At 65.4% G+C, this 24799-nt stretch carries 21 protein-coding genes; 12 read left to right on the top strand and 9 right to left on the bottom strand.

The genetic code is table 11. The annotated features are described in order from the left end of the window. Window positions 1-15 precede the first annotated feature (15 nt). Window positions 16-933 carry a LysR family transcriptional regulator gene (locus ABIC65_RS14915; protein ID WP_354309779.1) on the bottom strand — a complete coding sequence of 306 codons (918 nt, stop codon included), beginning with the start codon at window positions 931-933 and terminating at the stop codon, window positions 16-18. Window positions 934-1084: 151 nt separating this feature from the next. Here ABIC65_RS14915 and ABIC65_RS14910 point away from each other — a divergent pair, with 151 nt between their 5' ends. After that, on the top strand, window positions 1085-2272 hold the full coding sequence (locus ABIC65_RS14910; protein WP_354309778.1) for an MFS transporter: 1188 nt from the start codon (window positions 1085-1087) through the stop codon (window positions 2270-2272). Between the two features lie 90 nt (window positions 2273-2362). Continuing rightward, window positions 2363-3481 (top strand): alkene reductase, encoded by a 1119-nt coding sequence (locus ABIC65_RS14905; RefSeq protein ID WP_354309777.1) that lies wholly within the window; start codon window positions 2363-2365, stop codon window positions 3479-3481. A gap of 756 nt (window positions 3482-4237) precedes the next feature. On the opposite strand, the gene ABIC65_RS14900 is transcribed toward ABIC65_RS14905, so the two are convergent. Then, window positions 4238-4897: a hypothetical protein gene (locus ABIC65_RS14900; RefSeq protein WP_354309776.1), complete on the bottom strand. Its 660-nt coding sequence runs from the start codon at window positions 4895-4897 to the stop codon at window positions 4238-4240. A 167-nt stretch (window positions 4898-5064) separates the two neighbouring features. Here ABIC65_RS14900 and ABIC65_RS14895 point away from each other — a divergent pair, with 167 nt between their 5' ends. After that, complete coding sequence (locus ABIC65_RS14895; protein WP_354309775.1) at window positions 5065-5730, top strand: alpha/beta hydrolase; 666 nt, start codon at window positions 5065-5067, stop codon at window positions 5728-5730. A 264-nt stretch (window positions 5731-5994) separates the two neighbouring features. On the opposite strand, the gene ABIC65_RS14890 is transcribed toward ABIC65_RS14895, so the two are convergent. Further along, entirely contained in the window at window positions 5995-6894 is a 900-nt protein-coding gene (locus ABIC65_RS14890) for a LysR substrate-binding domain-containing protein (RefSeq protein ID WP_354309774.1), read from the bottom strand. Window positions 6895-6969: 75 nt separating this feature from the next. On the opposite strand from ABIC65_RS14890, the gene ABIC65_RS14885 reads away from it, so the two are divergent. The 4 genes from ABIC65_RS14885 to ABIC65_RS14870 are packed head-to-tail and all read left to right on the top strand — an operon-like array spanning window position 6970 to window position 9715. Further along, entirely contained in the window at window positions 6970-8238 is a 1269-nt protein-coding gene (locus tag ABIC65_RS14885; protein WP_354309773.1) for an MFS transporter, read from the top strand. After that, entirely contained in the window at window positions 8231-8944 is a 714-nt protein-coding gene (locus ABIC65_RS14880; protein WP_354309772.1) for an alpha/beta fold hydrolase, read from the top strand. The genes ABIC65_RS14885 and ABIC65_RS14880 overlap by 8 nt, the downstream gene beginning before the upstream one ends. Further along, window positions 8941-9333, top strand: a complete 393-nt coding sequence (locus tag ABIC65_RS14875) for a gamma-glutamylcyclotransferase family protein (RefSeq protein ID WP_354309771.1) — start codon at window positions 8941-8943, stop codon at window positions 9331-9333. The genes ABIC65_RS14880 and ABIC65_RS14875 overlap by 4 nt, the downstream gene beginning before the upstream one ends. After that, window positions 9311-9715: a VOC family protein gene (locus ABIC65_RS14870; protein ID WP_354309770.1), complete on the top strand. Its 405-nt coding sequence runs from the start codon at window positions 9311-9313 to the stop codon at window positions 9713-9715. The genes ABIC65_RS14875 and ABIC65_RS14870 overlap by 23 nt, the downstream gene beginning before the upstream one ends. Window positions 9716-10029: 314 nt before the next feature. Here ABIC65_RS14870 and ABIC65_RS14865 read toward each other — a convergent pair whose 3' ends face one another. After that, window positions 10030-10299, bottom strand: coding sequence for a winged helix-turn-helix transcriptional regulator (locus tag ABIC65_RS14865; protein WP_354309769.1), 270 nt, complete (start codon window positions 10297-10299; stop codon window positions 10030-10032). A gap of 156 nt (window positions 10300-10455) precedes the next feature. Here ABIC65_RS14865 and ABIC65_RS14860 point away from each other — a divergent pair, with 156 nt between their 5' ends. Then, window positions 10456-11286: an SDR family NAD(P)-dependent oxidoreductase gene (locus tag ABIC65_RS14860; RefSeq protein WP_354309768.1), complete on the top strand. Its 831-nt coding sequence runs from the start codon at window positions 10456-10458 to the stop codon at window positions 11284-11286. Next, window positions 11283-12176 carry an alpha/beta fold hydrolase gene (locus ABIC65_RS14855; protein WP_354309767.1) on the top strand — a complete coding sequence of 298 codons (894 nt, stop codon included), beginning with the start codon at window positions 11283-11285 and terminating at the stop codon, window positions 12174-12176. Before ABIC65_RS14860 ends, ABIC65_RS14855 begins: the two co-directional genes overlap by 4 nt. A gap of 347 nt (window positions 12177-12523) precedes the next feature. Here the strand turns inward: ABIC65_RS14855 and ABIC65_RS14850 are convergent, their stop codons facing one another. After that, entirely contained in the window at window positions 12524-13420 is an 897-nt protein-coding gene (locus ABIC65_RS14850; RefSeq protein ID WP_354309766.1) for a LysR family transcriptional regulator, read from the bottom strand. A gap of 104 nt (window positions 13421-13524) precedes the next feature. On the opposite strand from ABIC65_RS14850, the gene ABIC65_RS14845 reads away from it, so the two are divergent. From ABIC65_RS14845 to ABIC65_RS14835, 3 genes are all read left to right on the top strand, one after another. Next, window positions 13525-14202 carry a peroxiredoxin-like family protein gene (locus ABIC65_RS14845; RefSeq protein WP_354309765.1) on the top strand — a complete coding sequence of 226 codons (678 nt, stop codon included), beginning with the start codon at window positions 13525-13527 and terminating at the stop codon, window positions 14200-14202. Window positions 14203-14291: 89 nt separating this feature from the next. Then, window positions 14292-14960, top strand: a complete 669-nt coding sequence (locus tag ABIC65_RS14840; protein ID WP_354309764.1) for a glutathione S-transferase family protein — start codon at window positions 14292-14294, stop codon at window positions 14958-14960. Beyond that, entirely contained in the window at window positions 14957-15643 is a 687-nt protein-coding gene (locus ABIC65_RS14835; RefSeq protein WP_354309763.1) for a glutathione S-transferase family protein, read from the top strand. The genes ABIC65_RS14840 and ABIC65_RS14835 overlap by 4 nt, the downstream gene beginning before the upstream one ends. A gap of 435 nt (window positions 15644-16078) precedes the next feature. On the opposite strand, the gene ABIC65_RS14830 is transcribed toward ABIC65_RS14835, so the two are convergent. From ABIC65_RS14830 to ABIC65_RS14815, 4 genes are all read right to left on the bottom strand, one after another. Beyond that, window positions 16079-17368: a lipase family protein gene (locus tag ABIC65_RS14830; RefSeq protein WP_354309762.1), complete on the bottom strand. Its 1290-nt coding sequence runs from the start codon at window positions 17366-17368 to the stop codon at window positions 16079-16081. Window positions 17369-17864: 496 nt separating this feature from the next. Further along, window positions 17865-18527 carry a hypothetical protein gene (locus ABIC65_RS14825; RefSeq protein ID WP_354309761.1) on the bottom strand — a complete coding sequence of 221 codons (663 nt, stop codon included), beginning with the start codon at window positions 18525-18527 and terminating at the stop codon, window positions 17865-17867. A gap of 505 nt (window positions 18528-19032) precedes the next feature. Further along, on the bottom strand, window positions 19033-22041 hold the full coding sequence (locus ABIC65_RS14820) for a TonB-dependent receptor domain-containing protein (protein ID WP_354309760.1): 3009 nt from the start codon (window positions 22039-22041) through the stop codon (window positions 19033-19035). A gap of 316 nt (window positions 22042-22357) precedes the next feature. Beyond that, the gene (locus tag ABIC65_RS14815; protein ID WP_354309759.1) at window positions 22358-24679 is read right to left on the bottom strand and encodes a GH92 family glycosyl hydrolase; all 2322 of its coding nucleotides are present in this window, start codon (window positions 24677-24679) and stop codon (window positions 22358-22360) included. Between the last annotated feature and the right edge of the window lie 120 nt (window positions 24680-24799).

The raw sequence follows: 24799 nt of genomic DNA, 5'->3' as shown, positions 1-24799 counted from the left end.
CCCATGCTCTTCGATTCAGCCGCCTTTCTGGCCAGTTGGCGCTTCGTTGGTCACCAGCACCTTCCCCAGCGCCCGGTCCAGCGCGTCGATGAACGCACGCACCTTGGCGGGCACCAGCTGCGCGGTGGGATAGACCGCCCAGATGGCGAGCGGATCGGGCACGCCGTCCGCCAGTTCGACCTCGACCAGCGCGCCGCTGCGAATCGCCGGATCCACGTCCCAGCTCGACAGATTGGCGATCCCGAGCCCTCCCAGGCATGCCTGGTGGATCGCCTCGATCGAGTTGGCGCTGAACGCACCGCCCACCCGCTGCCGGACCCGCTTGCCGCCCTGCGCGAATTCCCAGTGCGTCATGTTGGTCGGCAGCAGGCATTGATGCGCCGCCAGTTCCTCGATGCGCTGCGGCGTTCCCCGCTCCGCCAGATAGGCGGGCGACGCCACCAGGCGGCGGGGATTGTCGGCCAGCTTGCGGGCGACGAGATGGTTGTCGCGCAGCTTGGCGATCCGCACCGCCACGTCGATGCCGCGCGCGACGATATCCACCTGCTCGTCGGTCATCAGCAGCTCGACCTGCAGCGCCGGATGCGCGTGCATGAAGCCGGGGATCATCGGTGCCACCACCTTGCGGCCGAAGGCGGCCGATGCGGTGATCCGCAGCATGCCCGTCAGCCCGGCCTCGTTCGGGCGCACCGCGGCGATGCCGTTCGCCTGCGCCTCCAGCATGGCCCGGGCATGGGGCAGGAACGCCTCCCCGGCGGTGGTGGGCGAAAGCGAACGGGTCGTGCGATGGACCAGCCGCGCGCCGACCTCCTGCTCCAGCGCCGCCAGCCCGCGCGACGCCGCCATCGCGCCGATCCCAAGCCGACGTGCCGCCCCGGCGATGCTGCCGGCCTGCACCGCCTCCACGAAGATCGCCAGCTCGGCGAGGTCCATTACATCACCTTGTGTTATACTGCCCTAACCGATCAGATGAGTACCGCCATATCCGTTGCAATGCCATATCCGCCGCATCGAAACCGCCGACATGGCAGCCCGAACACCGACCTCGCGCCAGCGCCGGCAAGCATTTTGTGAGGACCATCGCATGCATGCCACCACGCATCCTGCCGGCACGATCGCACCCGTACTCGGCCGCGGGCTGAACTTCGCCATGGCGGTGGCGGCGGGCCTCGCCGTCGCCAACATCTATTACAACCAGCCGATGCTCGGGATCCTCGAAGGCGAGATGCCCGGCGCGCTGACCGGCCTCGTCCCCACCGCCACCCAGCTCGGCTATGCGCTGGGCCTGTTCGCGCTGGTGCCGCTGGGCGACCTGGTCGAACGGCGGCGGCTGATCGTGATCCAGTTCCTGGTACTCGCGGCCGGACTGGTCGGCGCCGCGCTCGCTCCCTCCTCCGCGATGCTGCTGGTCGCCTCGCTGCTGCTCGGCGCCTCGGCGACCGTGGCGCAGCAGATCGTACCCTTCGCGGCGCAGCTCTCCTCGCCCGAGAAGCGCGACGCGACCGTCGGCACGGTGATGTCGGGGGTGCTCTGCGGCATCCTGCTCAGCCGCACGCTGGCCGGCTTCGTCGCCGCGCACGAAGGCTGGCGCGCGATGTTCTGGCTGGGCGTGCCGCTCGCGCTGGGTGCTGCGCTGCTGATGGCGGTGACGCTGCCGCACAGCAAGCCGGCGAGCGACCATAGCTATGCCAGCCTGCTCCGCTCGCTGGTGCACCTGTGGGGCGAGTTCGGCGCGCTGCGCCTAGCCGCCATGACCCAGGCGCTGTTGTTCGGTGCGTTCACCGCCTTCTGGTCGATCCTCGCGCTCTACCTGCAGACGCCCCGCTTCGGCCTGGGCTCAGAGATTGCCGGGCTCTTCGGCATCGTCGGTGCGATCGGCATCCTCGCCGCGCCCATCGCCGGCCGCTATGCGGACAAGCGCGGGCCGCACCAGGTGATCCTCGCCGGCACGCTGCTCACCGTGGTCTCGTGGATCGTGTTCGGCGTGTGGCATGCGGTGGCCGGGCTGGTGATCGGCTGCATCCTGCTCGACTTCGCGGTGCAGAGCGTGCTCGTCTCCAACCAGCACATCGTCTACGCGCTTCGCCCCGAAGCCCGCTCCCGGCTGAACACGATCTTCATGGGATCGATGTTCCTGGGCGGGGCCGGCGGTGCGGCTGCCTCCACCGCGGCCTGGAACGCCGGCGGCTGGACCGCGGTCTCGGCGCTCGGCATCGCTCTCGCCCTTGTCGCTTCCGCCCTGCAGCTCGCCGGCCGCCGCAAGGCCGCCTGAGCGCTGCACGCCCACGCCGTTCGCCCCCTCCCCCCTCGGCGAACGGCGTGGGCACCCCCTTGCCCCTCTCTCACGTCAAGGAACCGGATCATGCACCCCACGCTCTTCTCGCCGGTCACGTTCGGCCGGATCGACCTCCCCAACCGCATCGTGATGGCCCCGCTCACCCGCTCGCGCGCCGGCGCGGGCAACGTACCGACCGACATGAACGTCGACTATTACCGCCAGCGCGCCGGCGCCGGGATGATCATCACCGAGGCTACGCAGATCTCGCAGCAGGGCCAGGGCTATGCCTGGACGCCGGGCATCCACAGCGCGGCGCAGGTCGCCGGCTGGCGCAAGGTCGCCGATGCGGTGCATGCCGAAGGCGGGCGGATCGTGATGCAGCTCTGGCATGTCGGCCGCGTCTCGCACCCGGTGTTCCAGCCGGGCGGCGCCGCGCCGGTCGCGCCGAGCGTGATGGACGTGCCAGGCAAGACCTTCATCATCGACGCCGACGGGAACGGCGCCTGGGCGGACATCCCGCGCCCGCAGGCGCTCGACCTCGACGGCATCCGCGCGATCGTGGCCGACTATGCGCAAGCCGCGCGCAATGCGATCGCCGCCGGCATGGACGGCGTGGAGATCCACGCCGCCAACGGCTATCTGATCGACCAGTTCATCAACAGCAACAGCAACCGTCGCACGGACGCCTATGGCGGCTCGATCGAGAACCGCACCCGCTTTCTGCTCGAGGTGGTGGATGCGGTCGCGGGCGCGGTGGGCGCCGATCGGGTGGGCGTACGGCTGACCCCAATGGGCCGGTTCATCGGCATGGGCGACGATACGCCCGAACAGACCTTCGGCCACATCGCGCGCGCGCTCGGCCCGCGCGGTCTCGCCTATCTCCACCTCGTCGAACCGACCACGCTCGGCGTCGAGACCGACACCGCCTATGATCCCCGATGGAACGCGATCATCCGGCTGATGCGGGCACTTTATCCGGGCAAGCTGCTGCTCGCCGGCGGCTATGACAAGGCCAGCGCCATCCGCGCGCTCGCCGAGGGGCGCGGCGACGCCATCGCCTTCGGCAAGCTGTTCATCGCCAATCCGGATCTGCCGCGCCGCTTCGCGTTGGGCGCCCCGCTCAACGCCCCCGATCCGGCCAGCTTCTTCGGCGGCGATGCGCACGGTTATGTCGACTATCCAGCCCTGCCCGCCGCTGCATGACCCCTTGCGGCGTCCGGAACCGACATATGACCGGCCGCCGCGCCAATCCTCGCGTACCGCGCTGCCCCACCCACGGCAGACCCCGGTTCAGGGATTTACCCCTGATCGCCTCCGCCAGCCAACTGCTCCGAGCAAACGGCATTCGCCGAAAAACTACATCGATGCCATCGAAGCGTGGCGGGCGGTGTCCTCCATGGTTCTCCGGAAATGAGCTTTGCCCCAACGCCACCGAACCCCGTCGTGCGCGAACTCCAGCGCACCATCGCGTCAGACCAGCGTGGCAATGGCAAAATCGACAAGCTGGCCAGTGCCCGCGGAGGATCCGGAGATGCCTTGAGTCTCAAAACGTTCGCATTTGTGGCAGTTGCCAAAGCAGCAGAAGGGGGAAAGAGGACGCTGCCTAACGGTCTGCATCGAAGATCTGCATCGACAGCTCCTGACAGAACCAGACATTCGCGGTGACAGATCGGAACGACCATATCTGGTCGACTGCTGCCGGTCGTTTGTGGGACGAAGCCGTCTTTCCGGCGCGACGGGTTCAGCGGCAGGTTAATCGCCAAAACCCGATGTTCAGCAAACGCACCACTGCGTAGGAACTCTACCCGCTACTGGGTCCGCTTTTGCCTGCGAGCCAGCCACCACCTTCCTCATAGACTTGGCCGCCTTTGCTCGATGGCCGTGTGGAGCTCCCGCGACCGCGTCCCGGACACCACCGGATGATGACGCGGTCATGCACCGCAGTGCGGGCGGGCTTCCTCAGTCAATCGGCGTGATGCGCGCCTCGAAGAAGGCCCAGTTACCATCCTTGTCCTTGAAGTCCGGCCCATCTGCCCAGGCTGATTGCAGGGACGCGAAATCTTGCATCAGGAACATCACCGTTTCGCGATGCCCCTCTGAGATTGTGATCGTCTGATGCTCTTTTGCGTAGAGCTCAAACTTTGGATCTCCCGAAGGCCAGTCGTAGGTGAAGACGTCAATCTCCGCCAGCATTAGAGACGATGGTGGGTTCTTGAGGTTGATAGCTAACTGCGGCCGCTCGATTGAGTATCCGCCACTTTCTTGCTTCTCAAAGATGAGATCGAAAGCGGCATACATATAGTCGCCATCATCGAAATGACCCATGCCAACTGAACTTGGGCTGGTGTATTCAATCCACCCCTTGTCAGGAACGGCCGGACGATCCGGCCTCAGCGTCAGCCACGGTGTTTTCAGATCATACGGTGTGGTCTTGCCTAGAACCTTGGCGACGCGAGCACCTCGCGTGCGCATCAGCTCAGCACTACGGGTCTGGTCAATCCGCACCTTCTTTGGATCGAAACGCTTTGTGATGACCGTCCGCAGAATCCGTGGAGAAAGCATTGCCGAGTCCCCCTTGTTGACGACTCCGACTATCGCGGAAAGCACAAAGATCGCCAAATCAATACGTTATTTGTTAAGGCACTCGGCTATCTCGCTAGAGGGTAATGTTATTTTGCTCGCCTAGCTTTGCCTCCGCTGACCTGATCACCCGAAATCGGTTCGTATCGGTGTGAGAGGGGTGACCCGGGGTGGCGAGTCAGGCTTGGGCGGCCTAGATTTCAGCGATGACAGCTCACTTGCACCCGTTGCTCGATGGCCCCAGGCTTGCTCCTATCGCCGTTGGCAACGCAACCGGCTTGGTCGTACTCCTTCACGGATACGGGTCGAACGGCGACGATTTGATCTCGCTCGCCAAGATGATCCAACCCGCACTGCCTGGCATAGCGTTTGTTGCTCCCGACGCGCCTTCATTGATCCCGCGGATGGCGAACGCCCATCAGTGGTGGCCGATTGAGTCATTCTCGGCAGCGGAGCGGGCCAAGGGTGTTGCAGATGCGGCTCCTCCGCTGGACCGGTTCCTTTCAAGCGAACTAGAATCCCATGGTTTAGCAGACGACCGACTGCTGATTGTCGGTTTCAGCCAAGGCGCAATGATGGCTCTACACGTGGGCTTGCGGCGACGGCAGCCGATCGCCGGGATCATCGGCATCTCGGGGATGCTCGTGGATCCGGGAAGCCTGGAGGCTGAGATCACCAATCGACCTCCGGTGCTGCTGATCCACGGGACGGCGGATGACGTGGTGCCGTTTCCGTCGTTGGAGCTGGCATCAGAGGCACTGGACGCTGCAGGGGTTCAGGTCACCACGCATGTTTCTCGCGACCTTGGGCACTCGGTGGATCAGGATGGGCTTGCCGCCGCTGCAGCGTTCATCGCTCGCCTGTTGAGCTGATGCGCGGATAACTCGGTCTGTTCTTGGGCCGATATTCGACCTCTCAGGTTGCCTACACGTCGACCCGAAAGCTGCCGTCTCACCGCAGGCATTCGATCGGCCGCAAGTGGGACAAATCTGCCATCCGTAGCGGCCTCGCCAAACGGCGGGTTCAGCCAGAGCTGCCATTCGCGAGTGTCCCGACTGGGATGGTAATCTGGGACTAATTCAGGCTTCTTGAAAACAGAGCCAACGCACTCGCCTCTGCCAAAAGCTATTTTCAGATCAGCGCTGGCCGGCCAGTGCGACGGCCATAAAGTTGCGGACGATCGTGCCGTGATTCTCGCTCCGGTGGACGATCGCAAGGCTGACGGCCGGGTGCAGGTCGGCAATCTCGCGATAGGCGACGCCTTCGAGCGCGAGCTGGCGCATCGAGGCCGGCACGATGGACACGCCCTCGGCCGCCGCGACCAGCGACAGGACCGATGCGATCTGCGGCGCAGGCTGGCCGAGCCGGGGCGTGAACCCCGCCGCCTCGCAGGCCCCGATCGCGGTATCGAACAGGCTCGGCCCGATCGCACGCGGCGTCAGGATGAACGCGTCATCGCGGAGTGTCGCCAGCGCGACCGCCCCGCCATGGTCCCCGTCGAGCGCGGGATGGCCGGTCGGCAGCGCGACCACCATCGGCTCGTCGGCGAACGGCACGACCCGCAGGTCTGCCGACGCCTGGTCGGGGCCGGGGCGCAGGAAGGCGACGTCGACGCTACCGTCGTGCAGGCCGGCGGTGAGCGTCGTGCTGTTGCTTTCAGCCAGCGACAGGTCGACGTCGGGATGACGGTGGCGGAACGCGCGGATCGTCCTGACGACGACCGGGTTCATCGCCGCCGATCCGGTGAACCCGACTTTGAGCGCGCCGATCTCGCCGCGGCCGGCGCGCTGCGCCGCCCGCACCGCGTCCGCCACCTGTCCGGGGATGCGCTCGATCTGCGAGCGGAACGCCCGTCCGGCCTCCGTCAACTGGGCACCGTGGGGAAGGCGCCGGAACAGGGGTGTGCCGACCTCCGCTTCCAGATCGCGGATCTGCTGGCTGAGCGGAGGCTGTCCGATCCCGACACGGGCAGCGGCGCGCGTGAAGTTGGCTTCATCTGCGACGGCGATGAAGTAGCGGATGTGGCGTAGCTCCACGGTATCTCCAGAACCAATGGACAAGAGCAGCGCCATATATTGGACAGCGTTGCGGGTCGAGACGATATGGGCGGCATGATCGGCACGTCATCCATCCTCTCGCGGGCGCAGGCCGCTCCGCCGGCGCGGCGGACGACGCGGCAGCCAGCATCGGTATCCGAGGGACTGGAGCATGGCTCCTCATCTTATCGGAAGGCCAGCATCGCGCTGTTCCTGGCGGGCTTCGCCACCTTCTCGCTGCTTTATTGCGTCCAGCCGCTGCTGCCCGAGTTCGCGCGCGACTATCATGTCGCGCCCGGCGTCAGCGCACTGGCGCTGTCGCTCACCACGGGCGCACTCGCGGTCGCCATCTTCATCAGCGGTGCGGTGTCGCAGATGCTGCCACGGCGCGGGCTGATGTTCGCGTCGATGGCGCTCGCCGCCCTGTGCAACCTCGGGGCGGCGCTGGCGCCCAGCTGGCCGCTGCTGCTGCTCGCGCGGCTGCTGGAGGGCGCGGTGCTGGGCGGTGTGCCGGCGGTGGCGATGGCCTATTTGGCGGAGGAAGTGCATTCGCGCGACCTCGGCAGGGCGATGGGGCTCTACGTCGCCGGCACCGCCTTCGGGGGCATGGCGGGCCGCGTCGGCATGGGGCTGCTCGTCGAATGGGGATCGTGGCGCCTCGCCATGGCCTTCCTCGGCGCTCTCGGGCTGGCCGCCGCAATCGGCTTCGCGGCGCTGCTGCCCGCGTCGCAGCGGTTCGCGGTGCAGCGCGGCCTAGCCGTCCGCGATCATGCGCGCACCTGGGGCGGGCACCTGCGCCACCACGACCTTTGGCGGCTGTTCGCGATTGGCTTCGTGCTGACCAGCGTGTTCGTGACCTTGTTCAATTATGCGGGCTTCCGCCTGTCGGCGGCGCCGTTCGGGCTCGGGCAGACCGCGATCAGCCTGATCTTCCTGAGCTACGTCTTCGGCATCGTCGTGGCGCCCTGGGCGGGGCACCTGTCCGACCGCTGGGGTCGGCGCGGGCCGCTCGCGGCATCGCTGCTGATAATGGCGGCGGGTGCGGTGATGACGCTACCGTCCGCCCTGCTCGTCATCGCGCTCGGCATCCTGTTGGTCACGGTCGGCTTCTTCGCCGCGCACGCGGTGGCCAGCGGCTGGGTGGGCGAACTCGCCGGCCCCGCCAAGGGCCATGCCTCGTCGCTCTACCTGCTGTTCTACTATGTCGGGTCGAGCGTCACCGGATCGGCCGGCGGCTGGTTCTGGCAGCATGGCGGCTGGGGCGGGGTCGTCGCGCTCACGGGCGGCATGGCGCTCGCGGGCACGGCGCTGGCTCTCACCGTCAAGGAACGGCGGCATGGCTGAGCGCGCGCCGCTGCTGCTCCTGCCCGGTCTGCTCTGCGACGCAGCCTTGTGGCGCGTGCAGGTGGAGGCGCTGGCGGACGTCGCCGAGGCGCAAGTCGCCGACCTCACGCTCGACGACAGCGTGGCCGCGATGGCGGCGCGCGCGCTGCGTTCGGCACCGCCCCGCTTCGCGCTCGCGGCCCTGTCGATGGGTGGCTACGTCGCGTTCGAGGTTCTGCGCCAGGCACCCGAGCGTGTCACCCGTCTCGCGCTGATCGACACCAGCGCCGCGCCCGACAGTGCGGAGCGGAGCGCCGAGCGCCGTGCCGCGATGGCCTCGCTCGCGTTTGGCCGCTTCGTTGGCGTAACCACCCGGATTCTGCCGCAGCTCATCCATCCCGACGCGGTGGCCGGCCCAGTCGGTGCGGCCGTGCGCGCCATGGCGGCACGGGTTGGTGGCGACGCGTTCCTGCGCCAGCAGCGCGCCATCCTGAACCGGCCCGACAGCCGGCCGCTGCTGCCCGGCATCCGCGTGCCGACTCTCGTCGCGGTCGGGGCCGAGGACCTCCTGACCCCGCCTGCGGATGCTCGGGCGATGCACGCGGCGATCCCCGGCTCGACCCTTCACCTGTTCGAAGATTGTGGCCACCTGCCGCCGCTGGAGCGGCCGGCGGAGACGACGGCGTTGCTGCGCGCCTGGCTCGACACGGGAGGACCGATCGGATGATCGGGCCCGACGATTGGGAACAAGGTCTCGCGACCTACGGCACGCTGGCGCCCGGCCGGCCCAACGCGCACCTGCTCAACGGTATCGACGGGACGTGGCGGCAGGGCAAGGTACGTGGCCACCTGATCGAGGAGGGCTGGGATGCGGCGATCGGCTATCCCGCCATTGTGCTCGACGAGGCCGCGCCGCAAGTGGTGGTCCACCTGTTCACTTCGGCCGACCTGCCCGTCCATCGGCCGCGGCTCGACGCGTTCGAGGGCAAGGGCTATCGCCGCGTGCCGGTGGCAGTAACGACCGGCGACGGCGTCACATGGGCCGGCATCTACGTGTCGGCGAACAACGGTTCCGATCAGGGAGATGCATGCCATGCTGTCGGTGGACGCGTTTGATCACCTCGTCTTCAACGTTGCCGATGTTGCGGCTTCCGCCGCCTGGTACGAGCGCGTGCTCGGCATGACGCGTGAGACCGCGACGCCGCCGTCGGGCGGGGCACCCCGCACCACCCTCACCTTCGGCCGCAACAAGATCAACCTGCGCCCGATCGACGCGAGCCAGGAGGAATGGTTCACCGCCCGTTCGCCCCAGCCCGGCAGCGACGACCTGTGCTTTCTTACCAGCGTCGCGCCGGACGCCGTCGCCGAGCATTTCCGCAACTGCGGCGTGGCGATCGAGCAGGGCCCGGTGACCAAGAAGGGCGCGATGGGCCCCATCCGCTCGGTCTACGTGCGCGATCCCGACGGCAACCTCGTCGAGGTGTCGTCGTACGAGTGACCGGCCGAGGGACCGATACGTTACAACTCGATCCACCCGGCCGCCATCCTCACGCCGATCTGAAAGCCGATGCGGGGCGACGGTCCCGATCAGGATGCCAAGATGCAGGCGCTTGTCGCGGACACGCCGACATTGGCTATCCCGAATCCTCTCTGGCCGTGGAAGCGCCTGAACGGCACGGCATCCGATGTGCTTTCGACACTCGCGCCGAAATGAGCAACACTGGCCGAAAGGGGATCGCCGGCTTGAGGAACAGAATTGGCCATTGCTGCCATTTCAAAGACAGAAACTACCGCGAACCATGCAGCGAATGGCTATTCGGGATGGCTAGCGGAAAAGCGTCTGGCCTCGAATAAGAGCGGCATCAGTTTTTGACCCTTCTCCGACAACCGATATTCGACACGAAGCGGCTTTTCCTCGAAGTCGATCCGCTCAATGAGGCGGTCTGTCTCTAGCTCCCGCAAATGCTGCGTCAGCATTTTCTGCGAAATGTCGGGCATGTCGCGCATCAATTGCGACGACCGCAGGCTCGGGTCAGCAAACAGGCGAAACAGAATTGGGAGTTTCCAGCGACCCTGGATCATCCGGATTACGCGAATCACATGCTCGGAGGTGCCGTCAGGTCCGAGACAGGCAGCCCGGTGCTCAGGCGTAACAGGCACCTTAAAGTGCGTACTTGTCTCACTCGCCGTCACGATCGACCTAGCTCCTCCTCAGCGACGCAAGATGGGCTTTGGACGATGGATCTGCAACTCGACCACAAGACGGCCCTGGTGACTGGCAGCAGCAAGGGGATCGGCGAAGCAATAGCTTTAGCGCTAGCGCGCGAGGGTGCGGCGGTCGTCATCCACGGACGCGATCAAGAGCAGGTTCAACGTGTCGTGAACGCCATCGTCGCAAGCGGTGGGCGCGCCCATCCGGCGCTCGGGGATTTGACGCAGGAAGAGGAGGTTGAGCGGCTGGTAGCCGAGGCGCGAGAGGCGGTCGGCGCGATCGATATCCTGGTCAACAATGCTGGTGGCTCCGGCCCGAAAAACGATTGGGAGGCGACCACGTCTGGCGGCTGGGCATCGACGTATGACCGCAACGTCCTTGCTGCGGTCCGCGTCAGCACGCGCATCTTGCCCTTCATGCGACAGGCCCGTTGGGGCCGCGTGATCAACATTTCTAGCGGCGCGGCAACGATGCCCCCTATGACGGGGCCGGACTATTCCGCCGCGAAAGCAGCGATAAACGCTCTGACCGCCTCGATGGCGAAAGCGGTGGCCGCCGATGGCGTCACGGTCAATGCGATCTCACCCGGAACGATCAAAAGCGACAAACTTGAGGGTGGCTTTAGGGCGGTAGCAGCGGCGCGCGGGATCGCGGCTGAGGGTGCGCCTTGGGAGGACATCCAGCGTGGCGTGCTGCCACTATTCGCCGCCGTTCCGCTAGGCCGCGTTGGAGAATTGAGCGAGCTTGCCGATACGGTTGCCTTCCTTGCAAGCCCGCTCGCTGGATATATCACCGGCGTCAATCTCCACGTCGATGGCGGCTTTTCGTCAATTCCACCTGGGACCTGCCTACCATGAAGTTTGCGCAAACCGACACCCTGCTCATTGCCTATGAGGAGCTCGGCTCCGCAGACGGCTGGCCGGTCATACTTTCCCACGGCTTTCCGTATGACATACGAGCCTATGAATACGTCGCGCCGATCCTTGCGACCGCCGGGGCGAGAGTGATCATGCCCTATCTTCGAGGCTTCGGCCCGACCCGGTTCCGGCGTGCCGAAACCATGCGCTCCGGGCAGCAGGCGGCGCTGGGCTCGGACCTGATTGGCTTGTTGAATTCACTGGCCATCGAACGCGCGATCCTGGCGGGCTATGACTGGGGTGGCCTCGCTTCCTGTGTCGCGACGGCTCTCTGGCCGGACCGCGTGACGGGCCTCGTGTCGCTCGCCAGTTACGACGTAATCGACGTCAAGCGGATGCGCCATCCGTTTCCGCCTGCTCTTGAGTCGGTGCTGTGGTATCAGCACCTGTTTCAGACCGAGCGGGGCCGCGAGGGGCTCGCCGCGAACCGTCGCGATCTTTGCCGGCTCCTGTGGCGACAATGGTCTCCGAACTGGGACTTCGACGACGCGACATTCGAGCGAACGGCGCAGTCATTCGACAATCCCGACTTCGTTGATGTCGTCATCCATTCCTATCGTTTCAATTTTGGTCTGGCGGCGGGGGACCCAATCTACGAGGGTCTCGAGGCGCGCCTTCGGGAAAAGCCGAGGATCACGGTCCCGGCCGTGACGTTGGACGGCAAAGACGATCCTCTCAAGCCAGGCGGGACAGCAGACCAGGCAGCGATGTTCACGGGTCCGCACGAACATCGAACGATCGCCTCGGGCCATAACCTTCCTCAGGAAAACCCAAGCGCATTTTTCGAGGCGGTAACAACTGTCCGCAAAATGTCGGTAAGCGAGGGCTGACGCAGTAAGCGGATGGTCCGGGAATCGCCCGATCATGGGCATGCGCCATTAGGAAAGCTGGCTGTCGGCGCCCGCCCGAATTGCGGACGTCAGGGATGGACGCGCCCGACGGCTGATTGTGTGCCGTTTGCGGACCGGCAAGTTCCGGCGTGAGAGGCGGTGGAAGTGGTAGCTCATTTGGTCTCCGCATGATCGCTAATCCGCGGTTGCAATTAGGCGCGCTGCGGTCAGGCAATTAACGCGATGACTGGCGGCTTCCTGCCGTGTTAGCGGTTCCCAAAAACGATGGTTGATAAGGAAGCCAAGTACACGCCGGATCAGCCTTTATGAGATGTGTTAGTTGATGATCACCGCTTCGCGTCGAGCGTCGCCCGGAGGTGATCGACAATCGCGCGGACCTTCGCCGACGGCCGCGGACCTGCCGGAAAAATAGCGTAGACCTCGGCCGGATCAAGCCGATAGGGCTCGAGCAACTCCGTAAGCAGGCCGGTGCGGAGTTCCTCTCCGGCCATCACGCGGGTCGCCAGCGCGATGCCCAACCCTGCTACCGCGGCCGCCAGAATCCCCGGTGCCGAGTTGATCCAGAGCTTCGCGGGTACATTAACGGAGGTGACCGTCTGATTGTGCGTGAAGCGCCAGCTCTCGGGGCCAAACAGGCCATGCTGGACGATACAATCGTGCCGGGCGAGCTCAGCTGGATTGGCGGGCGCGCCACGCGCCGAGAGATAGGCCGGGGCCGCGACAACCAGGCGCTCGACCAGCGCAAGTTTGCGGGCGCCGAAGGTGGAGTAGTCCAGCGGTCCGACGCCCAGGCGGATGGCGACATCGACTCCGTCGGTGATGAGGTTCTGGCGCGCATCGCTCATGATCATCTCAACCCGGAGATCCGGATGTCTGGCCAGGAACGGCGCAAGCGCCGGAATGACCGCGCGCGTGCCATAGAGCACCGGCATCGCCAAGCGTATCACGCCGTGTAGCGAGTCCACCCCCCGGACGGCCTGCTCGGCCTCTTCCATTTCCGCGAGCAGGGATCGCGCGCGCTCCAGATACAGGCCTCCGGCTTCGGTCAGCGAGATGCTGCGGGTGGTGCGCAGCAGAAGGGTCGTGCCCAGCCGCGCTTCCAGCGTAGCGACAATACGCGATACCGACGGTTGCGAAAGCTTCAGCTCGCGCGCCGCGCGCGAGAGACCGCCACTCTCCGCCACGCGGACGAACACAGCCATTTCCTGCCAGCGATCACTCATTCAAATTTCGAATAGATGTTGTCCACATTGGATGGATACACGTCCTTCCACGCATCGCCTACCTCCCAGCTTCCGGTGGGTCCACCGCGATATGGAGAATGGCGATGACGCTTCAGCACAAGCTCGACGCAATGCGGGAGGATTTTGAGAACGGACGCTTTCCGTTGGTGCCGACCCGCGATCAGCTCGACACGATGCAGCGCGCCACCCAGTCGTTGATCGACAGCGAGCAGGCCGATTACGCCTTGAAGGCCGGCGATACGGCGCCCGAATTCACGCTTGCGGATGCAGCGGGCGCCACCGTGAATTCGCGGGCGCTGCTGGCGCGAGGGCCGCTGATCGCGACCTTCTATCGCGGTGTCTGGTGCCCCTATTGCAACTATGACCTTCAGGCACTCGAGGAAATCCGGCCGGAGATCGAAGCGCGCGGCGCGAGCCTCGTCGCGATCTCTCCTCAGACGCCGGCAAATAGCCGCAAGGCCCAGCGCGACAACAAGCTCGGTTTTCCGATCCTCAGCGATGCCGGGGCTGCCGTCGCCGCTGATTACGGCCTGCGCTTCGCGCTGCCGGATGACCTTATCGAGGTCTACAAGGCCTTCGGCAACGATCTGCCGACGATCAACGACGATGCGGCCTGGGTGCTGCCGATGCCGGCGAGCTACGTGATCGGGATGGATGGCACGATCGCCTATGCCGAGGTCAATCCCGATTACACGCGGCGTCCCGATCCGTCCGAGCTGTTGCCGGTGCTCGACCGCCTGCGCGCCGACGCGCAAGCCTGACCCTCGACTTCCAAGGCTAGATCAGCCGCGTCCCTCCCTCTTTTAGGTCCGGCCAGCCTAATTTCCCCCATGCAAAGGACGATCTAACAATGGCAATCAAGATCTACGGCGATCCCGGTTCGGGCAGCCGGCGCCGCGTCACGGCAGCAGCTGCTGCCATGGGCATCGACATTGAGATCGTGAACGTCGATCTCTTCAAGGGCGAGAGCCACACGCCCGAGTTCCTGCAGCTGAATCCGCACGGCTTGTCGCCCGTGATGGTAGACGGCGACTTCGTCCTCTACGAGTCGGCGGCGATCAACCTCTATCTCGCGGAGAAGGCGGGGAGCGATCTGGCCGGCAAAACGACCCGTGAGAAATACGAGATCCTCCAGTGGATGTTCTGGTCGGGCGAGCAGTGGCGGATCTTCGCGACGCTCACCTTCGATGAGGTGCTCGGCAAGCGTTTCATAGGCCTGCCCGCGGACGAGACCATCGTCCAACTGGCGGCCGACAAGATCCGTGCGGGGGCTGCCGTCCTGGACGCGCATCTCGCCAAGCACGACTATATCGTCGGCGACCGGCTGACTTTGGCCGATTTCGACATCGCCGGGCCATTCTCGCAGAACGAGCGGACAAAGATTCCGCTGAACGAATTCCCCAATCTGGTCGCCTGGCAGCAGCGCCTGCTCGACACGGTACCCGGTTGGGCTGCGACCAAGCGCGAGGTTGATGAACGAATCAATGGTGTGCTCGCCGGTGCGGGGATAGAATTGTGAGCGCGGTAGGGGCGCCGATCGATCACGAGCTCTTCTGGGTCAGCGGCAGCCCCTATGCCTGGCGGGTACAACTGGCGCTTGAATATAAGGACGTGCCCTATGCGTCCCGCCGCATGGATACCGCCCAGTTGGCGGAGCGCGTGCCCGCATTTCTCCAGCTCAATCCGCGCGGCAAGGTGCCGGTGCTGAAGACGGGCAGCGCTGCGCTGTACGAATCGGTGGCGATCATCGCCTTCCTGGATCGTGCCCATCCCACCGTGCCGCTGTTCGGCCAGACGATGCAGGAGCACGGCCGCATCTGGCAGCGCGTGGGCGAGTTCGAGAACTACACGCGCGATCTGTTGGATGTTGAGATCGTCCGCCCGCTGTTGCGCGGATATGCGAAGGACGATCCCGGAGCAATGCGTGCGTCTGCCGCGCGCGCATATGATGCGCTTGGTTGGATGGAGCAGGCGCTGTCCATCGCGCCGTATCTGGCGGGTGACGACATTACCGCAGCGGACATTGTCGCGCTTCCGAACATCCAGATGCTGCTACGAGTCGCGGCGCGTCCGGAGGCCATCGAGATGGCGCTTGGCCTTGAAGACCTGCGTGTGCGTCTGCCAGCGCTGGGCGCGTGGCTGTCGCGGATGGAGAAAATGCGGGGATATGACGCTGCTTATCCACCGCACTGGCGGAGTTGACCACGGGCAGGCAGCGCGCCTGCGATGGGATCGCTGCCTACCAATCGCTCGGCAGAGCCAATCCACTCCCGAGTCACCATCCCTTGGTAAAGGCGAACACCGCCCGCATTTATCGCTGTTTCGGCCTCGCACTGCCCGCACCCCGGGCCGCCATTGGCCGCCGTGCCGACGGCGCGTGGAGGCGGCTGGGGCGCCACATCAACGGACGGCGGCTTCCGGGATCGACCCCGGCGAGCTCAAATAACAAGAAGTGGGGCGCATAACTGACCGCCGGCTTGCGCGACCTGAATGGCGGATTCTGGCGATAGCTGACGCTTACATCAACGATGCTGAAGGTCTTGAGTTGGTCGGGAACCGTCGGCGGCACGTGGACGACACAACAGATGTCGCCGCTGCCGTCAGCGTCTGGATGGCGACGACGGGCGACTGGCCCGACTAGCCAGCTTCGTCCGGCTCGGCTGGCTTTTCGACCTCCGGTGCATACGCAGCGGTCTTGAGCAGATAGAGCTGCGCTGTCAGGCGCCGCCGCGCGATCCGTTCCTCGTTCGCCACCGCCCGCGTTGCCTTGGCCGGGAACATCGCCAACTGCGGCAGCTGGAAATAATATACGTAGCCGTCGTGGTGCGCCCACTCGACCCACGGACCCAGTTCCGTAAGCGAGTTGATCTTGCCCGACGGCACCTGCGGATCCCAGTCGCCCGTCGCATTGAAATGGCCGTAGCCGGGGTTGACGTCCTGATAGGTGATCGGGGTGTAAGATGCGTTTTGCACCGCGTTCATCGCGGAATGAATGCCGCTCCACACCGCCGAATAGATGCCACCGCTGAGCAAGCCCCACTTGCTGCGATAGCGGGTGGGTTGGGGAACAAAGGTGGCCTTCGGCAGGAACGCAGACAAGTCGTCCCACGCGTGCGGAACGATATCCAGCGTGTTGCGGAAATTGGTGTTCCACGGCAGCTTGCTATCGTCCGACTGCGCCTGCGGGAACGCCGCCCCGAAGGCGTTGGAGAAGGCGGTGTTGCCGGGCGTCGGGCCGGCCAGCGCCAGTACCCGCATCGCCCCCCACGATCCGCCGCCGTTCAGCTTGTAATCGAACGCCAGCGTCGGCGACAGGGCACCGGCCAGGCTGTGCCCGGTAAAGACGAGCGTGCTGTTCTGCTGGGTACCGGCCGGCACGCCGCTGGTCAGGAAATCGTACAGGCTGATCGCCCCCGGCCCCGCAGCGCTGCTGCCGGTCATGCTTTTCAGGTTGGTGACCCCGGTGCAGGTCGCTACCGAGATACCCGCGGCCGATGGGTCGGTGACCGTTCCTTGGCACATATCCTGCGCGCTCAGCGGCCAAGCCACCAGCGGCGGATCGACGTAGAAATCCTCTTCCAGCCAGTCGTACACGCTGGTGAAGTCGGTTCCGGCGATCGCGACCACGTACATCGCGTTACTCGGGCTGTAGGCGACGTACATCGAATTCGCGGCGGTATCGGTGCCCACGGTACCGGGCGGCAGGATTACGACCGGCCCCCACACCACCGACCAGTCGCCGCCGGCGAGTTGCTGCGCCCCGGCCTGATTGTACTGCGGGAAGAACCCTTTCCAAGGAGCGGGTGCCAGCGGCGAGGCACCGCCGTTCAAAAATACGTTCAAATCGGCGGTAAGTTCTGCCGCGGTTCCGGTAATCCCGCTCGCCCCGTAACTGGCGAAAGCCATCGTCGCGACCGATTGTGCCACCGTTAGCGCCATAAGATATCCCCCTGCGAATATTGACCGGCGACGGCCATTCCTGCCCCGAATCTTCGCCAATGTTGCGAAGCTCGGGGCAGGAACGCAATTTGGACTGGCAATGTCAACGATCTTGTTTCTGACGTCGGCATTCCGCCCCGCTCATTCCCGGTCACTGTCCTCTTGTCAGCGATTTGCGCCCCACGCCCAGCCGCGCCACTTCTCCAGTGCCCGGTCGTAGACGGCATCCGCAGTCGCGGCGCTCTGGAGGTGTCTGAAGCCCGGCGGCTGCGGCAGCTCGAGGATGAGAATGGCAAGCTGAGGCGTCACGCCCGGCGCGCTTCTGCCGGTGGCGCAGCACGAATTTCAAACCGGCGGACTCTCGGTATGCCTGCGGGGCCGACGGAGGGGGCAGGTCAGCCGATACGAACGGGCTGCCGATCGAGGCCAATGGCGCGCGTCGGTCAGCCCGAAATGGCGGCAACCTCCCGTTGCGGCACCGGAGTCAATGACGGACGTACCTGCCAACCACCTCTCCACCGGCCAGAGCGGCCGATGGATCGACCGTGTGCGGAGAGACGATAACAATTGCCACCGCGTCATCGCCGAAGGCGTTATCCCGCGGCAGCGACATGATGAACAAACACGCCCGGTCGAATACCCTTACCCTATCCCCTTTCGAGATGGTTTGCAGGTAGCTCCCGAGACGGACCTTTCCTGCTTTGGTCGTCGGTCCAGCTGCGTAATATGCGATATCGACGGCGAGCCCAGGCTTTTCGTGCTGCCACGTGGTGATCAGACCGACAGGTTCAGGAACAACCTTGCGATCGATCGTCTTCCCGCGCTTGTCTAAAGTAATAGAAACTTCACGCTCGAACGTTCCGGTTTGGCCCACGCTTCCCCGGCTGGCGGAGGACGTCTCATGATAGATCGAGCGAATCATGCCGGTACGAAGCAAGGCTGTGACGCTAGAACTGGAAGTCGAACCGCCCTTGCCTAGACTTGCGGCAATCGCACGAGGCGCGATATACGCATATATTTCGATATTCCGATCTTCTGACACAGCAGTTGCCACAGGACCGGAGCTCTGCGCCATCGCCGGTGGCACGACAACTGGACCAGAGCAAAATAACGACACCGCAACTTGCATGACAGTCGCAATCTTCACCACACACTCCTTCATCTTGGTACGTGGCTATATGATTGCTGAACGACAAAACTAAGCTGAAAATTTCAACGTTGGTTAACGACGCAGTAGATATGTTGAAGCACATTGGTCAGCCCAGCGGGCGCGTAATCCTGCCTTCAACCGCGTGATCAACGAAATCGGGCGAGTACCGCGGCATTCCAAGGCGCCGCCCCGCTTCTACCGTCCGAAGCGAGCGAGAGCCTGCTCGCGCGGTGGATCTACGAACGAAAGCGATTGAAGCACCAGGCCCCGCGTTTCTTCGTCAAGGAGCCGCGACGCAGAGGGGCGACGGCGCGCCGCCGACACGTTCACGCCTAACCTCGACGAGGCTGGTGATGCGGTGGCTCCGGATCTCGACCAACGGCGCCGGCGGGCTACACACTGTCTGGCCCGGATCTGCCTTAAGGAATCGTCCGTCGCAGGGTGAAGCCCTGCTGCGTACATTCCCCCGGAACCGAAGTTCCGGGGGAACGCAGCCCGTGCGTCAGAGGCGCAGCGAGACGCCCGCAACCAGCTGGCGGCCCAGCAGGTCGTAGCCCATGATCGTGTTGCCGCGCAGCAGGCCGATGCGGCTGCGGCTGTCCGGCACGATCGGCGGGTCGCGATCGAAGATGTTGTTCGCGGCGAGACGGAAGGTCATGCGCTTGTTGACGTCGAAGGTCAGCGCCAGGTCGAACCAGTCATAGGCCTTGATGCCGGGATACGCATCGCGCTTGTCGGCTTCCGGCAGCGCCGGGATGCCGGTGCTGGCGGGCGCATAGACCGTCCGCGGCATGGCGCTGCGGTGGCGCCAGTTGAGCGACAGGCTGGCGACGCGGCTCGGCGCCGTCCAGGTGGTGCGGAACTGGTGCGCCCAGGTCGGCATGCTCTCGCCGCAGCCGCTATCGAAATAGCCGGTGCAGTCGCGCGGGGTGATGTCGGGCGCGCCCTGGCTGCCGACCAGCGTCATCAGCGTGCCGTTGAAGCTCATGTCGAGCGAACCGACATTGCCCAGGCCGGTATTGTACTGGCCCTGGAAGTCCCAGCCGTGCGACTTGGACTTGTAGCCATTGGTCGAACCGCGCGAGACCCAGCCGGTCGCAGGGCTGCCGCTCGTGGGGCTCGACAGCGTGCCGTCGGCGTTGCGCTTGATGCCGCGGCAATAATAGTCGTTGCCGGTGGCGAGGCAGCCGTTGATCCAGTCGAGCGGGTTGAAGAACTCGAGCTGGTCCTGAAGGTCGATCAGCCAGCGATCGACCGATACCGTGAGGCCCGGCACGAAGCGCGGGCGGAGCACCACGCCGAACGTCTTGCCATAGGCGGTTTCGGGGCGCAGCGCGAAGCCGCCTTCGCGGACGGTGCAGCGATCGTCCGGACAGATCAGCGTCGCGCTGTTGTACAGATTGGTCGCCAGGCCGGTGCGGGCGCACTGCTGCGGCGACCAGGACGGCGCGACGCGCGGGCCGTTCGGGTTCGCTGCATTGACCTGCGGGGCGCACGGATCCGCATAGAAGCCGCGGTTGTACGAGATGTTCGACGCATTGGCCGCTGCACCCACGCCCGGTGCCGCCTGCGACTTGTTGATCGAAGCGCGGAAGGTGATGTCCTCGATGGGCGACCAGATGCCCTCGATCTTCCACGTACCGAACTTGTCGTCGAGGCGGTTATACTTGGACAGGCGGTAGCCGCCGTTCAGCTGCAGCAGGTTGGTCCAGGACTGGTGCTCGACCAGCGGCGCCTGGATTTCGACGTTGCCTTCCAGGATGTTCTGTGTGGCGCGGACGTTGTCGCCGCTGCTGTTGTTCTGACGGAAGATCTCGTTGTAGTCGGTGCGATCCATCTCGTCGCGATATTCGGCGCCAACCGCGATCGCGATGCCCTGCTCGGCGAAGGGCGAGGTGACGCCGTACTTGCCCAGATCGCCGCTCACCGTGCCGACGAACTGCAGCAGGCGCGGAATGCGCTTGGCGATGCCGCCGGTCGCGCCGCCGTACAGATAGTTGTTCAGCGCCGAATCATTGTTGAACGGGGCGAAGGCGTTGAACGGCACGCAGGCGGGATCGCTGCCGTCGATCACCGAACGGCAGGTCGGGCGACCGTTGACGTTCACCACGTTGAGCGAGCGGTTGACCTTGGTCGCGCTGGCGAAAGGCTCGTCGATCGTGTCGAGCTGGGCGCGCGACAGCATGCCGGCGACGTCATAGGACCAGACATTGTCCAGCACCCGACCGCGCAGGCCCGCGGTGATGCGATACCCGGCGTTGATATATTCCTGGCGAACCAGCGGCTGCGAGTCGAAGCGGTAGCGCACGTCGAGCGATGCGAACTGCCCTGCAACGCCCGCATTCGCGCCGCACAGCGTTTGCCCCTGCGAGGCCGAGAGGAACGGGTTGTCGCAGTTCACCTGGTACGGCGTGGTGCCGAGGGCGCTGTAGGACAGGACGCGGTTGAGCTGGGTGTTGTACGACTTGTCGCGGTACCACAGCACATTGCTGTACAGTTCAACGTGATCGTCGAGCTGCGCGGTCAGGAAGCCGCCCGCGTTGACGCGGTGGAACGGCCGCTGGAACGCCCAGTCGTCATACGGATTGGCCGAGCTGCCCGGGCCCCCGCTGTTGATCGGGATGAAGGTGCCATTGCCGTTGGGGTTGTTAACGTACTGCGTACCGCTGGCCCCGCCCGGGATGATCGTGCCGGCCGGCGTGTAGCTGGCGCGCGAGCAGGCGAGCGGCGAGGTGCGGCTGCTGGTGATCACTTCGCAGACTGCGTTCGAGCGGTCGCGCAGGCGAACCAGGCTCGACTGGCGATAATCGGCGAAGGCCGAGATGTTGACCTTGCCGTCGAACAGGTTGGTGCCCGCGGCGATGCTGACGTCGGCGCGGCCGCCGTCGTTCTTCATGCCCAGCGGCGCGTTGAAGCCGGCGCGCTGCGCCGCCTCGGTCACCGCGCTCGCGCGGTTGTTGTGGTTGAAGAAGCTGTAGTTGCCGTCGATGCGGATGCCGGTGAAGTTCTTCTTCATCACGAAGTTGACCACGCCCGCGACCGCGTCCGACCCGTAGACCGACGAGGCGCCGCCGGTGAGCACGTCGATGCGATCGACCAGCGCGTTGGGGATGATGCCGACGTCGACCGAGTTGGGCAGGCCGATGCGCATGCCGTCGATCAGCATCAGCGTGCGCTCATAGCCCAGGCTGCGCAGCTTGATGCGCTGGCGGCCTTCGGAGTCGCTGAAATTCTGCTCGGAATTGACCTGGACCTGCGGCAGGCGGTTGGTCACTTCCTCGATCGTGGTCGCGCCCTGCGCGGCGATCTCGGCCGCGGTGGTGGTGACGATCGGCGCGGCCGAACGGTTGTTGAGCCGCACGATGCGCGTGCCGGTGACGACGATCGGGCCGCCGGCTGCGTCCTGATCCGGTTCGTCGGCCAGCTTGGCCGAGGCAACCGGATCGCCGATCGAGACCGGCGGATTGTCATTGGTCTGCGCGGCGGCAGGCACCGCCATCAACGCGGCCACGCAACAACTGCTGGCCCAAACTCCCCGTAGCATCATGAACAAGTCCCCTCTTGCTGACCAAGGCGCCGGGACATCCGGCCGATCGGGGACCGCCATGCTCCGGGGAGCGCGGCTGCGCGGTGTTCGCGTCTGGGGCCCCAAGCTGCCTTACCGGTCTTGGTTCCAAGAAGGTGTCATGCTGGTTTCATCTGGGCAACATCCAGGTTACCTAAAAAAGCAATTTGATTGCGATATTTCGCAGAGCGTTGCCGAAAGGTTACAACCTGGTTTCCATGCAAACGATTACGGGGCGCCGAGCGGGCGCCCCGTTTCGTCGTCAATGCGCAAGCCGGCCATAGGAGGGCGGTCGATCCGCCTTGTCGGCGCCAAAGCGGGAGGGCTTGGCGCCCATGGTGAAGACCAGTTCCCCGCCTTGTGCCAGATCGGCATGACCGATCCAGTTGCGGCTCCAGGGCTTGCCGTTCCAGGTTACCGATTGGACATACGGCCGGTCCGCAGCATTGCCGACCGCGCGGATGCGCAGGGTGCGCCCGCCGCCCAGCTGCAGCTCGGCGCGATCGAACAGCGGCGAGCCGAACACATAGACGCCACTCACCGGATCGACCGGATAGAAGCCAAGCGCGCTGAGGATGAACCAGGCGCTGGTCTGGCCGCAATCGTCATTGCCGATCACGCCATCCGGATCGGCCTTGTACATCTCGTTGCACAGGCGGCGGACCATCGCCTGCGTCTTCCACGGCGCCCCGGCATAGGCATAGAGATAGGCGACGTGCTGGTTGGGCTCGTTGCCATGCGCATATTGCCCGACCAGGCCGGAGATGTCCGGCGGCGCGTTCTTGGGCAGCGTCGAGGGTGCGGTGAACAGCGCGTCGAGCTTGGCCTCGAACTTCTGGTCGCCGCCGAACAGCGCGATCAGACCGTACACGTCGTGCTGGTTGAGGAAGGTCGCCTGCCAGCCATTGGCCTCGGTATAGTCGCGCTGCTTGTCGGGGTTATGGCCCAGCTGGATCGGATCATAGTCGTTCCACCAGCTACCGTCGGCAAAGCGCGGCCGCGCGAAGCCGATGTCGGTGCTGATCACGTTGCGATAGTTCTGCGCGCGCTTGCGCAGCGCCGCCGCGTCGTCATGCGCGCCGGCCGCCTCGGCGAGCACCGCCATCGCCCAGTCGTCATAGGCATATTCCTGGGTGCGGCTGACCGATTCCCAGATCTTGTCGGCGGGCACATAGCCGAGGTCGTAATAGAAGCCGCGGCCGAGCGTGCTGTCGATGTCCGGGAAGGTCCGATCGAAGGCGCGCGCGCGGATCTTCGGCCAGGCGGCGGCATAGTCGGCCTGGATGCCCTTGTTGCGCGCTTCCGCCAGCACCGACACGGCATGCCAGCCGATCATGCACGCGGTCTCGACGCCCTGGAGCGGCCAGACCGGCGGGCCATAGGGGCTCTGCTGCGTCTGGCGGACGAGATCCTGGGTGAAGCGCGCCGCCATGTCCGGCCGGATCAGCGTGAGCAGCGGGTGCAGCGCGCGATACGTGTCCCACAGCGAATAGGTGCTGTAGGCGGGCGCGTCGCCGGGCGCCTGGTGGACCTGCCGATCGAGCCCGACATAGCGGCCGTCGCGATCGGTGAAGAGCGTCGGTGACAGCGAGGCGTGGTAGAGCGCGCTCGCCATGATGGTGCGGTGTTCGGGCGTGCCGCCCTCGACGCGGATGCTGCCCAGCTCGCGCGCCCAGGTCCGCGCCGCCGCCGCGCGGGTGGCGTCGAACGCCCAGCCGGGGGCTTCGGCCGCCAGCGCCGCCTTGGCGCCCGCGACGTCGACCGCCGAGATGCCGGTCTTGATCTCGATCGGCGTGGCACCCGCATCGTCGAAGAAGAAGGCGACCTTCAGCCGCTTGCCGGTAACCCCGGTCGCGCCGGCGGGCGCGGGCGCGTCGTCGTCGCCGAAGAACTGCACGCGGCTCGGCTTGCGCGACAGCTGCAGCGCGAAGTGGATGTGCCGCCCCTTGGCCCAGCGATTGACCTTGCGGCTGCCGGTGAGCAGCCCCTCCGGCGAGAGCGCCAGCGAAGCGTCCTCGACCAGCGTGCCCTTGTCCCAGCTGTCGATGATCGCATGGGCGAAATCGATCAGGATATGCCCCTCGCCCTTGGGGAAGGTGTAGCGGTGCTGGCCGGTGCGCTCTGTGACGGTCAGCTCGGCGAGCACGCCCGATTCGAGCCGGACGCGATAATAGCCGGGCTCGGCATGCTCGTCCGAATAACGCTGGCGATAGCTGCCCTCGGGCTTTTCCAGCGTGCCCGGCGTGAGCTTGAGCGGCCCGCGGCTGGGCACCACCAGCACGTCAAGCATGTCGCCGATGCCGGTGCCGGACAGGTGCGTATGCGAGAAGCCCAGGAGGGTCGCATCGTCCTTGTGGTAGCCGGAGCAGGCATCCCAGCGGCTGTTGTCGGTATCCGGCCCGAGCTGGACCATGCCGAAGGGCAGCGCCGGGCCGGGGAAGGTATGGCCATGCCCGCCGGTGCCGATGAACAGATCGGGCCGCGCGGCCTCGAAGGCGGCGGACCAGGCGGTGCGCGGCAGCGCGGCGGCAATGGCGGCGGTGCCGCTGCCCAGCAGCAGTTGGCGGCGTGTGGCGATGGTCATCGTCATCGGCTCCGAATGAGAAGTGTAGTGGTGTGGGATGGCATGTGCCTAGCGCCGTCATCCCGACGAAAGTCGGGATCCATTGCCCTCAGCGTTCCGGCTCCTGCCGCAGCGGAGAGG

The sequence above is a fragment of the Sphingomonas trueperi genome, from assembly GCF_040545665.1.
Classification (GTDB): Bacteria; Pseudomonadota; Alphaproteobacteria; order Sphingomonadales; family Sphingomonadaceae; genus Sphingomonas; species Sphingomonas trueperi_B.
This window is presented reverse-complemented; position numbering and strand designations above follow the sequence as displayed.

Excerpts from the sequence above, each read along its gene's own strand:
- ABIC65_RS14915 (WP_354309779.1), bottom strand. The coding sequence starts at position 933 with ATGGACCTCGCCGAGCTGGCGATCTTCGTGGAGGCGGTGCAGGCCGGC.
- ABIC65_RS14910 (WP_354309778.1), top strand. The coding sequence starts at position 1,085 with ATGCATGCCACCACGCATCCTGCCGGCACGATCGCACCCGTACTCGGC.
- ABIC65_RS14905 (WP_354309777.1), top strand. The coding sequence starts at position 2,363 with ATGCACCCCACGCTCTTCTCGCCGGTCACGTTCGGCCGGATCGACCTC.
- ABIC65_RS14895 (WP_354309775.1), top strand. The coding sequence starts at position 5,065 with ATGACAGCTCACTTGCACCCGTTGCTCGATGGCCCCAGGCTTGCTCCT.
- ABIC65_RS14885 (WP_354309773.1), top strand. The coding sequence starts at position 6,970 with ATGATCGGCACGTCATCCATCCTCTCGCGGGCGCAGGCCGCTCCGCCG.
- ABIC65_RS14880 (WP_354309772.1), top strand. The coding sequence starts at position 8,231 with ATGGCTGAGCGCGCGCCGCTGCTGCTCCTGCCCGGTCTGCTCTGCGAC.
- ABIC65_RS14875 (WP_354309771.1), top strand. The coding sequence starts at position 8,941 with ATGATCGGGCCCGACGATTGGGAACAAGGTCTCGCGACCTACGGCACG.
- ABIC65_RS14870 (WP_354309770.1), top strand. The coding sequence starts at position 9,311 with ATGCTGTCGGTGGACGCGTTTGATCACCTCGTCTTCAACGTTGCCGAT.
- ABIC65_RS14865 (WP_354309769.1), bottom strand. The coding sequence starts at position 10,299 with ATGATCCAGGGTCGCTGGAAACTCCCAATTCTGTTTCGCCTGTTTGCT.
- ABIC65_RS14860 (WP_354309768.1), top strand. The coding sequence starts at position 10,456 with ATGGATCTGCAACTCGACCACAAGACGGCCCTGGTGACTGGCAGCAGC.
- ABIC65_RS14855 (WP_354309767.1), top strand. The coding sequence starts at position 11,283 with ATGAAGTTTGCGCAAACCGACACCCTGCTCATTGCCTATGAGGAGCTC.
- ABIC65_RS14850 (WP_354309766.1), bottom strand. The coding sequence starts at position 13,420 with ATGAGTGATCGCTGGCAGGAAATGGCTGTGTTCGTCCGCGTGGCGGAG.
- ABIC65_RS14845 (WP_354309765.1), top strand. The coding sequence starts at position 13,525 with ATGACGCTTCAGCACAAGCTCGACGCAATGCGGGAGGATTTTGAGAAC.
- ABIC65_RS14840 (WP_354309764.1), top strand. The coding sequence starts at position 14,292 with ATGGCAATCAAGATCTACGGCGATCCCGGTTCGGGCAGCCGGCGCCGC.
- ABIC65_RS14815 (WP_354309759.1), bottom strand. The coding sequence starts at position 24,679 with ATGACCATCGCCACACGCCGCCAACTGCTGCTGGGCAGCGGCACCGCC.